This window comes from Paraclostridium sp. (assembly GCF_051657365.1).
Classification (GTDB): Bacteria; Bacillota; Clostridia; order Peptostreptococcales; family Peptostreptococcaceae; genus Paraclostridium.
On the sequence record NZ_JBOFKN010000060.1, the window covers coordinates 1 to 10,278 of the forward strand.

Genomic DNA, 10,278 nt, shown 5'->3' on the forward strand with positions numbered 1-10,278 from the left:
TATAGAATTTATAAAAAAAAATTCTTTCTAAATATATAAATAGTTGACGGAATATAAAAAAATATTAAACAAATTTGTTAAAAAAAACATATAATAGTTAAAGCGAAAAAACTTAAAATGTGACAAATAAAATATAAAATGAAAATGAAAACTTAAAAATGGTAACTAAAGTTTTTAAAGTCTACATATTTATACAAAGTAAAAGTTATATAAATGTAGAAAAAAGCATTAAAAAAGATCAAGAACAATTAAAATGAATGTAAATAGCTTAAAATGTAGAAAAATGCGATTTAAATGTAGAGATAATAAAATTTCCAATTGTTAAATTATTTAAAAAAATTAGAAAAGTGCCAATATTTAATAAAAAACAAATGATATTGAAAATTAAAAATAATAATGATATTCTTTGAAATGAAAAGGGGATGACAAATTAATAACAAAATTTATTAGTTTATCATTAAAGAAATCATACATATTTAAGGGGGATTAACATGTCACAACCAAGCAGTAATGCTAAAAAACTTACATTGATGCCATTAATACTTATGATATTTACATCAGTATTTGGATTCTCTAACATGCCAAGAGCGTTCTATTTAATGGGATATTCAGCAATACCATGGTACATATTAAGTGCGGTATTATTCTTTATACCTTATGCATTTATGATGGCAGAGTATGGGTCTGCATTTAAGAAAGAAAGTGGAGGTATGTATTCATGGATGGAAAAATCTATAGGCGCTAAGTATGCTTTTATAGGAACATTCATGTGGTATGCTTCTTATATAATATGGATGGTAAGTGTATCTTCAAGTTTATGGATACCATTATCAAACGCTATATTCGGAACAGATATGACTGGAACATGGTCGTTATTTGGATTAAGTTCAGTTCAAACACTAGGAGTACTAGGGATAGTATGGATAGCGTTAGTTACATTCGTATCAACTAAAGGTGTTGATAAGATCAGTAAGATAACTTCAATAGGTGGAACAGCGGTTGCATTACTTAATATAGTTTTATTAGGTGGAGGAATGTTAGTTGTTGCATTAACTGGAGAGTTAGCAGAGCCTATAACTAATATAGCTCAATCATTTACACAATCACCAAGTCCTAACTATCAAAGTGGATTATCTATTTTATCATTCTTAACATTTGCAGTATTTGCATTTGGAGGACTTGAGGTTTTAGGTGGATTAGTTGACCAAACTAAAAACGCTGAAAAGACTTTCCCTAAGGGACTTGCTATATCAGCAGTAGTTATATCAGTAGGATATGCATTAGGTATATTTGCTTGTGGTATGTTTACTAACTGGAATCAAGTATTAGGTGGAGAAAATGTTAATATGGCAAATGCAACTTACATATTAATGAATAACTTAGGATACAAAGTCGGATTAGGCTTTGGATTATCTGAGACTGTAGCTTTAGCTATGGGAGCATGGACTGCTAGATTTGTTGGTCTTTCAATGTTCTTATCATTAACAGGAGCATTCTTTACATTAACTTACTCACCTCTTAAGACTTTAATACAAGGTGCACCAAAAGAATTATGGCCTGGTAAATTAGGGGAGTTAAAAGATGGAATGCCTGTAAACGCTATGAAAGTACAAGCTGTAATAGTTATTGGTATGATATTAATAGTATCATTTGGTGGAAAGAACGCAGATGAGTTCTTCACTATATTAACTTTAATGACTAATGTTGCAATGACAATAACTTATATGTTCTTATCAGCAGCATTCCCTGCATTTAAGAAAAAGCAATTAAATGGGGAAATAGAAAAATCATATGTAGTTTACAAGACTAAAGGTGCAGCTATGGCAGCGGCTGTTATAGTAACTGCAATAGTAGGATTTGCAAATGTATTTACTATAATAGAACCAGTATTATCTTCACCAGCAGGATTAAAAGATACTTTAACTATGATAGGTGGACCAACAGCATTTGCATTAACAGGATTTATATTATTTACTGTTTATGAAAAAAAACATGTTAAAAAAGTTACTAAAGCTGAAAAAGCTGTAGGATAGATTTTTTAAAAGGAGAGCGTATGCTCTCCTTTTTTGTATTTGAAATAATAATGAAAATATAGAAAATATATTGCACCTAAATACTATCTGTTATATATTATATATAACAGATAGTATTTAGGGGAGGGAATATATATGTTATATATAAAAAATGTATCAAAATCATACAACAATAAAAAAGCTATAGAAAACATATCAATTGAAATTAATAAAGGTGAAATATTTGGGTTTATAGGTCATAATGGTGCAGGTAAGACAACTACTTTAAAAGCTGCAGTAGGAATACATGATTTTGAAGAAGGGGATATAACTATAAATTCAAAATCAGTAAAATCAAATCCGATAGAGTATAAAAAACAAATTGCATATATACCAGATAACCCAGATTTATATGAATCTCTTACAGGTATACAATATTTAAACTTTATTGCAGATATATTTAAAGTGGATAAAGAGAAAAGGGAAAAACTTATAAAAGATTATGCGATAAAATTCCAGATAGAAAATGTATTAGGTTCAGTTATAGGTGCTTATTCACATGGAATGAAGCAAAAATTAGCTATTATATCAGGACTTATACATAGTCCTAAGGTGTTAGTACTTGATGAACCTTTTGTAGGGCTTGATCCAAAAGCTTCTTATACACTTAAAGAAATCATGAAAGAGTTTTGTAATCAAGGAGGATGCATATTATTTTCAACACATGTACTTGAAGTTGCAGAAAAAATATGTGACAAAGTAGCAATAATTAAAGATGGTAAAATTATAATATCTGGAACAATTGAGAAAGTTAAAGGTGAAAAATCTCTTGAAAATATATTTATGGAGTTGATTGATAATGAGTAATTTAGGTCTTTTACTAAAAATAGATATATTAAATATAACAGGAATAAATAAGTTGAAAAGCAGTGATAAGAAAGATAAGTTTAGAAAAATATCAATAGGTGCATTAATATTTTTTTCTATGATTATTTTAATAACTTCCATGTTTTACTTGATGATGGATTTAACTGATGTTTTAAAGCGAGTAAATCAAATGGAGGTAGTATTAGTTATTAGTATTATAGGGGTTACGATTTTTAATTTAATTAACTCTTTGTATAAAGCACCTGCATATTTATATCAAGCTAAGGATTATGAAATACTATCGAGTTTACCTATAAAAGACTCTGATATATTTGCTAGTAAGTTAATTTCTTTGATATTATCTAATTACTTATATTCAGCTATTATTATCATAATACCGTCTCTTGCATATTTTATAAAAAGTGATGCTTCTACAATCTATTTAATTAATTTATTTATAATGTTTATAGTTACACCATTACTACCAATAATAATAGTATCTATAATAACTTATTTTATAGGCACTATATCATCAAAGAGTAAATATAAAAATGGAATGTTAATAATAGGAAGTATGATAGTAACATTAGGGATTATGGTGCTATCTTATAATATAGATGATTTTGTGCAAACTATAGTAAAAAATAGTGCATCTATAATGGAGATTGCACAAAAGGTTTATCCACCTACTTATTATTTTGTAGATGCTCTTAAAAATAATAATATGTTATCAGTTTTAATATTTTTAAGTTTATCAATTATACCATTTATAATTTTCATAGCTATATTTTCTAAAGGATTTAAAAAAATAAATTCTAAAATGAATGAAAGTTATAAAACCATTAACTATAAAGTAAAGTCTTTAAAAAGTTCTAAGCCTACAACCGCATTATTGAATAAAGAAATCAAAAGATATATATCATCATATATATATGTTTTAAATACTTCTTTTGGAATGATTTTATTACTAGTTTTGGCTATAGGAATATTTATTTTAGGAGCAGATAAAGTAGCTAATATAATAAATATATCTTTATATACAAATATGATTAATATACAAATATGTATGGTAATAATTTTTTGCATATTGATGAGTTGTACAACTAACAGTTCTATATCATTAGAAGGAAAAAATTTATGGATATTAAAAAGTTTACCAATAAATGAAATTGAAATTTTTAAAGCTAAAATAGAATTGAATTTACTTATAGTTCTTCCGGTATCTTTGATAAGTTTTTTTATAATGGCTATAAAATTAGATTTTAAAATAGAATATATAATTATAATGACAATGTTAATAATAGCTAGTTCATTATTTACTGCATTATATGGATTGGTTATAAACTTAATGTATCCAAAAGTTAATTATATAAGTGAGGCAGAAGTTGTAAAAAGAAGTTTTAGTTCTACGGTTTCTATATTTTCTAATTTTATACATTTAGGAATTTATGCAGCAATTTACTATTTTATAGACATAGAATTTAATATGTTGATAATATTTGCAACAGTAGTAACATTTATACTAGATTTGTTTTTATATAAGTTTATAAAAACTAAAGGTGTTAATTTATTTAGAAAAATAGCCTAGTTATAAGTTGAAATTATTGTATACTATAGAAAATAAAGAAATAATATTTTATTTAAAAAATAAGTTTTACAATACTTGAAAATATTGTACAATAAAAATACAAAAATAGAATTATATTTCAAGGGTGGTTGTAAATGAACGCAAAAATATATAACAAAGATAATCCAGGGTTAGTTAACTCTATGGTATGTGCAATAGATATACTAGGGTTTTCTCAAATGATAGTAGACTCGTGTAGAGAAGGGTATGGAGACAAATTGCTTAAAGAGATTAATTATTTAATAAATAAAAATAAGCAATGTATAACACCTAATAAATATAGTAAGGGAAAAATAAAAATTTTTACTGATAATATGGTTGTTGCATATCCTATAAAAGATGATGGAGAAAAAGAATTAGATGAAATACTAGAAAATGTAGCGGAGTATCAATTTAATTTATCTTTAGAAGGGTTATTTGTTAGAGGGGGTGTAAGTGTAGGCGATTTCTATATAAATGAAGATATAGTATTTGGACCAGCACTTTTAGATGCACATAATACAGAGAGTAAGATAGCTTGTTATCCAAGAATTGTATTAGATGAAAAAACTGTAAGTATGTTACAAAAACATATAAATTATTATGATGTAGCACCACAAAAGAACAAGATACTTATAGATAGTGATGGACAGTGGTTTATAAATTATTTAAACACTATATTTAAGTATTACACTGAATGTAATAATGACTATGAATTTGAAAGAGTTCAACATGAATTACTATTTAGACATAAAAAGAAACTTGAGGAATTATTAAATAAATATAAAACAAACATAGTTGTTTGGGATAAATATGTTTGGACAGCAAATTATCATAATTATTTCTGTGATTTATATTTCCCAAATGAAAAATGGCTAAAAATAGCTAAAAAAGATTTACTTTCATGGCCAAGACAAATTTCAAATAGTGACATATAATTTAAAAAAATATAAAATACTAATTAATAGGGGGTATCGTGATTTACGATACCCCCTATTAATTAGTATAAATAAAAAATAAAAAATTAAAACTTTTTACTATAGATAAATCGTCTATATATATGTAGACGAAAGGAGTATACACACACAAATGAAATTATTGAGCTCAAATAAAAAACTAAAAGAACGTAAAGTTAAAGACTATATAGTAAATAATCAGAAAAACTTTTATAAGATAGCATATAGCTATGTAAAGAATGAAGATGATGCATTAGATATAGTACATGATGCTATATGCAAAGCACTTTCTAAAATAGATTCACTTAAAGATATCGAAGTTGTTAAACCATGGTTTTATAAAATTTTAATAAATAGCGCTATAGATTATATAAGAAAAAATAATAAATATGTAAGTATAACTGAAGAAGAAGTTATAAATGAATATAAAGTTGAGGATGTGTATTCTGATATAGATTTAAAACGAGCACTAGATAGACTACCTCAAGAATATAAAAGTATAATTGTTTTAAGATATTTTGAGGATATGAAAATAGAAGATATTGCTAATGTTTTATCAGAAAATACTAATACTGTAAAAACTAGACTTTATAAAGGATTAAGAAGACTTAAGATAAAAATAAAGACAGAAGATTATTAAGGAGAGCTATTTATGAATGAAAAATATAAAATAGATAAACTAAGAAAAGACTATGATGATACGAAAATTCCAGATAAATTAAATGATGTAGTTAATGATGCTATAAATAAAAAAAGTAATAATAAAAAACAAATTAAATGGTTAGTTGCGGCTGCATTTTTATGTGTAGTTATAGGAACTGTAAATATAAACCCAGTATTTGCAGAAACTTTAGAAAAAATACCCGTAATTGGAAATGTAATAAAAATAATGAATTTTTCTAATTATGAAATAAAAGATGAGGGGTACGAAGCATCAATAAAAGTACCTAAAATAGAAGGATTAGACAATAAAAAATTAGAGTACAAATTAAATAAAGAGTTTGAATCAGAAGGTAAGAACTTATACAATCAGTATCTAGAAGAAGTAAAAGGATTAAAAGAAGCGAATACAAGTGGACACAAGGCAGCACAGTCATGGTATGAAGTTATTACTGACAATAAAGATATATTATCACTGGTTATATATAACTATGAAGCTCAAGGGTCATCAAATACTACAAGAAAGTTTTATAATATAGATAAGCATAATCAGACTATATTAACGTTAGAAGGAATGTTTAAAAACGGTGATTATGTAAAATTAATAAGTGAAAATATAAAAGAACAAATGAAACAGAAAGTGAAATCTGATAAAGATAAAGTTTATTGGATTGATGAAGAAAATGAAGAAATGAACTTTAATACTATAAAAAAAGATCAAGGATTTTATATAAATGAAAAAGGTGAATTTGTTATTTGTTTTGATAAATATGAAGTAGCTCCTGGGTATATGGGATTAGTAGAATTTGTAATACCAAAGGAGGTTATAAAACAGATAATGAATTAAGGGGAATTCAATGGAATCTAAAACTTTAGTTAGAATATTATTTATAGTTGGATGTATTGGACTTGGATTAACTGTATATATGTTGTTACTTAGTTTAAGAATATAAAAAATTGCACAATTTGTCGAAAAGTGGTTAAATAAAAAGTAGAGTCTATAATAAGGCTCTGCTTTTTTATTGACATAAACTTTAAAAAATAAAATGAAAAATTAAAATTAATAAAAATTACAAAAAAGAGTAGACTTTTTACTTTAATCTGATATACTAATAATGTAAAAAGGATACACTAATTGAACTTTGGAGGGTGAATATGTTTAACATAAACAATATAAATGATGGATTATTTGGAAGCGTTATCTCTAATCCTAATAGAGAAGAGCTAAGAAATTTAGCTAACGACATGGAAACGACTACTGAATTTAAAAGTGCTAGCTATATAAGTGAAGTTAAAAATAGAAGTGCTAAAAACACATATATAGTTGATGAAATAGAAACAGGGGTAGATCAACAAGAAATAAGCAAAGCTAAAGCTGATAAAATAGCAGCTAAAGTTTTTGAATATATAAAAGATAAAGAAATGATAAGAGTAGATAGAAAAATGGGAATGAATGATAAGTTTTCATTTAACTGTAGATTATATATATCAAAGAAATATGCAAGAATAGCTCATATGTGGAACAATACATTATTTAATCCAACAGATAAAGAAAATCCAGATTTAGTAAGTATATATATACCAGAGTGGCCAGAGCGAATAATGTTTGCTTATCCAGAAAGTGGAGTTACTTTTATATTAGGAAGTGATTATTTTGGAGAATCTAAAAAATCTTTTTTAAGAATGGCAATGTATAAAGTAAAAAAAGCAGGCGGATTAGGATTCCATGCTGGAAGTAAATTACTTAGAGTTTATGATAAAAATGATAATTTAAAAGATGTAGGGTTTATAATGTTTGGACTTAGTGGAACTGGTAAAACTACATTAACAATACATGATCATGAGTTAACTGGAGAAGAAAAAGCTATAGTAAGACAAGATGATGTTGTTTTTATGGATGAAAATGGATATTGTGTAGGTACTGAAAATGGATTCTATATAAAAACAGAAGGGTTAAACCCAGAGCAACAAGGTGTTTTATACAAAGCAGCAACAAGCGAAAATGCAGCTTTAGAAAATATAAAAGTAGATGAAAACGGGAATGTTGATTTTTATGATACAACGCTTACATCAAACGGTAGAGGAGTTATCTTAAGAGATGAGATAGATACAACTGATGATACTGTAGATTTACAAAAAGCAAATAAAATAATATTTATAACTAGAAGAAATGATATAGTGCCACCTGTAGTTAAATTAAATCCAGAACAAGCATTAGATGCATTTATGTTAGGTGAGTCTATAGAAACTTCAGCAGGTGATCCAACTAAAGCGGGTCAATCTAAAAGATGTGTTGGAACTAATCCATTTATAATGGGACCTGAAATAGCAGAAGGTGTGAAGCTTAAAGAAATACTTAAAAATAATCCGGATATGGAATGTTTCATACTAAATACAGGAAGTGTAGGGGCAAAAGAAAACTCTAATGGTGAAAAATTAACTATAAAAGTATCGACTACAATAATGAAAGAGATAGCAAGAGATAATATAAAATGGGTAGAAGATAAAGAATGGGGATACATGATACCTGAAGATGTTAATGGAATTGATATAAATAAATATAACCCAAGAAACTACTACACTAAAGAAGAATATGCTAAAATAGCTTCTAAGTTAAAATTAGAAAGACAAATATGGTTAGCTAAGTATGATGAATCAGCAGTAGACGAAATAGCTGCTACTATATAAATAATTAAATGAAAACATAAAAAATGGGCTGTCTCAAAATAGATAGCGAATGGTAAGTATATAAGTTTTAGTGAAATTTGAAAGCATATATTCAGCTTTTGAGCGATTGAGATATGAGCGTAGCGAATTTTATGGATAAAAATTTATATATTTACCATGAGCGACCTATATTTTGAGATACCCATTTTTTTATATTTCCTAAAAAACACCCCACAATTACTATTATACCACGAAAAAAATATAAAAAATAGAATGGAAAATACATGTAATTTGAACTACAATGAATGTAAGTTAAATATAAAGCTAACACAAGCAAGTATTTGACAAATGTTTTATACAAGGGGGTACTTACTTATGAACGTAAGAGTAATCGGTAAAAATATAAATCCAACAGAGAGTATAAAATCTAAAATAGAAAGTAAGATGGAGAAGTTACAACAGTACCTTAACGTAGATACAGATGTAAAAGTAACAATAAGTGCTAAAAAAGAAGAACAAACAGTTGAAGTAACTGTAGCACCTATAAAGGGGCCAATAATTAGAGCTGAAGATAGTCAAAGAGATTTATACTCAGCTATAGATATAGTTTATGATAAACTATACAAACAACTTAGAAAATATAAAACTAGAGCTAAAAATAGAAAAAATAGTCATCAAAGTATAAGATTTGAAAATATAGAGGATTATAATTTTGATGATGTAATAGAAGAAAAGGATATACATATAGAAAGAATTAAAAAATTCTCAATAAAACCTATGAGTAGCGAAGAAGCTATACTTCAAATGGAATTATTAGGACATGACTTCTATATGTTTAGAAATTCAGAAACTGATAAAATAAACACTGTATATAAAAGACATGGACTAGGATATGGAATAATAGAAGAAGAGTAAAATTCCTAAAAGTTCAAAATTAAAAAAATCGATTAGTAAGCAAAAAGCTTATTAATCGATTTTTTTGTTAAATAAAAATTTAAATAAATCAGTTAGAATTTAGTTTGACTTTATATATAAAATAAGTAAAAATTAATAAGAAGAATAATTAATAAGGGGGATGAAAAATGGGTAGGTTTACAATGATAATAGTTACTACATTAACCTTAAGTGTGTTGATAATTAGAAATAGACGAATTGATAAATACTTAAAAAAGACCATTAAATCTACTATAAAAGAAATAAATAAAACGTATATAGATTTATTTAAAGAAAAAAATATATTAACAAGATTAATTCAAGGATCTTTAATAGTTTTTGCTGAAATTTCTAGTTTTGCTGCAATATATACAAGTATTGTCAATCATTTAAAAATTACTTTATTATCAAGCAATATTGAATGGTGTTTAAAAATATTTATTATTTTAACTTGTTTTACAATAGTACATTATTCAATTGGATATATGTTATATTTAAGTTTGAAAATACAAAACTTCATACATGATGTAGAACATAAAAATTTAAAAATAGATTTTTTATTAAGTTATTTCATGTT

9 protein-coding genes are annotated in these 10,278 nt (G+C 26.0%); all 9 read left to right on the top strand.

Annotated elements, in window-relative coordinates; genetic code table 11:
• Nucleotides 1-491 precede the first annotated feature (491 nt).
• On the top strand, nt 492-2,033 hold the full coding sequence (yjeM, locus tag ACRCYC_RS04010; RefSeq protein ID WP_438617894.1) for a glutamate/gamma-aminobutyrate family transporter YjeM: 1,542 nt from the start codon (nt 492-494) through the stop codon (nt 2,031-2,033).
• Nucleotides 2,034-2,168: 135 nt separating this feature from the next.
• Nucleotides 2,169-2,879 carry an ABC transporter ATP-binding protein gene (locus tag ACRCYC_RS04015; RefSeq protein WP_438617895.1) on the top strand — a complete coding sequence of 237 codons (711 nt, stop codon included), beginning with the start codon at nt 2,169-2,171 and terminating at the stop codon, nt 2,877-2,879.
• Complete coding sequence (locus tag ACRCYC_RS04020; RefSeq protein WP_438617896.1) at nt 2,872-4,467, top strand: putative ABC transporter permease subunit; 1,596 nt, start codon at nt 2,872-2,874, stop codon at nt 4,465-4,467. The genes ACRCYC_RS04015 and ACRCYC_RS04020 overlap by 8 nt, the downstream gene beginning before the upstream one ends.
• A gap of 134 nt (nt 4,468-4,601) precedes the next feature.
• Nucleotides 4,602-5,423: a hypothetical protein gene (locus ACRCYC_RS04025; protein WP_438617897.1), complete on the top strand. Its 822-nt coding sequence runs from the start codon at nt 4,602-4,604 to the stop codon at nt 5,421-5,423.
• A gap of 151 nt (nt 5,424-5,574) precedes the next feature.
• Entirely contained in the window at nt 5,575-6,081 is a 507-nt protein-coding gene (locus ACRCYC_RS04030) for an RNA polymerase sigma factor (protein WP_438617898.1), read from the top strand.
• 12 nt (nt 6,082-6,093) lie between these two features.
• The gene (locus ACRCYC_RS04035; protein ID WP_438617899.1) at nt 6,094-6,948 is read left to right on the top strand and encodes a DUF3298 domain-containing protein; all 855 of its coding nucleotides are present in this window, start codon (nt 6,094-6,096) and stop codon (nt 6,946-6,948) included.
• A 308-nt stretch (nt 6,949-7,256) separates the two neighbouring features.
• Complete coding sequence (locus ACRCYC_RS04040; RefSeq protein ID WP_438617900.1) at nt 7,257-8,789, top strand: phosphoenolpyruvate carboxykinase (ATP); 1,533 nt, start codon at nt 7,257-7,259, stop codon at nt 8,787-8,789.
• 354 nt (nt 8,790-9,143) lie between these two features.
• Complete coding sequence (gene hpf, locus ACRCYC_RS04045) at nt 9,144-9,683, top strand: ribosome hibernation-promoting factor, HPF/YfiA family (protein ID WP_438617901.1); 540 nt, start codon at nt 9,144-9,146, stop codon at nt 9,681-9,683.
• Between the two features lie 167 nt (nt 9,684-9,850).
• The coding region (locus ACRCYC_RS04050; RefSeq protein WP_438617902.1) for a hypothetical protein at nt 9,851-10,278 on the top strand (428 nt) is incomplete at its 3' end.

Excerpts from the sequence above, each read along its gene's own strand:
- ACRCYC_RS04025 (WP_438617897.1), top strand. The coding sequence starts at position 4,602 with ATGAACGCAAAAATATATAACAAAGATAATCCAGGGTTAGTTAACTCT.
- hpf (WP_438617901.1), top strand. The coding sequence starts at position 9,144 with ATGAACGTAAGAGTAATCGGTAAAAATATAAATCCAACAGAGAGTATA.
- yjeM (WP_438617894.1), top strand. The coding sequence starts at position 492 with ATGTCACAACCAAGCAGTAATGCTAAAAAACTTACATTGATGCCATTA.
- ACRCYC_RS04040 (WP_438617900.1), top strand. The coding sequence starts at position 7,257 with ATGTTTAACATAAACAATATAAATGATGGATTATTTGGAAGCGTTATC.
- ACRCYC_RS04015 (WP_438617895.1), top strand. The coding sequence starts at position 2,169 with ATGTTATATATAAAAAATGTATCAAAATCATACAACAATAAAAAAGCT.
- ACRCYC_RS04020 (WP_438617896.1), top strand. The coding sequence starts at position 2,872 with ATGAGTAATTTAGGTCTTTTACTAAAAATAGATATATTAAATATAACA.
- ACRCYC_RS04030 (WP_438617898.1), top strand. The coding sequence starts at position 5,575 with ATGAAATTATTGAGCTCAAATAAAAAACTAAAAGAACGTAAAGTTAAA.
- ACRCYC_RS04035 (WP_438617899.1), top strand. The coding sequence starts at position 6,094 with ATGAATGAAAAATATAAAATAGATAAACTAAGAAAAGACTATGATGAT.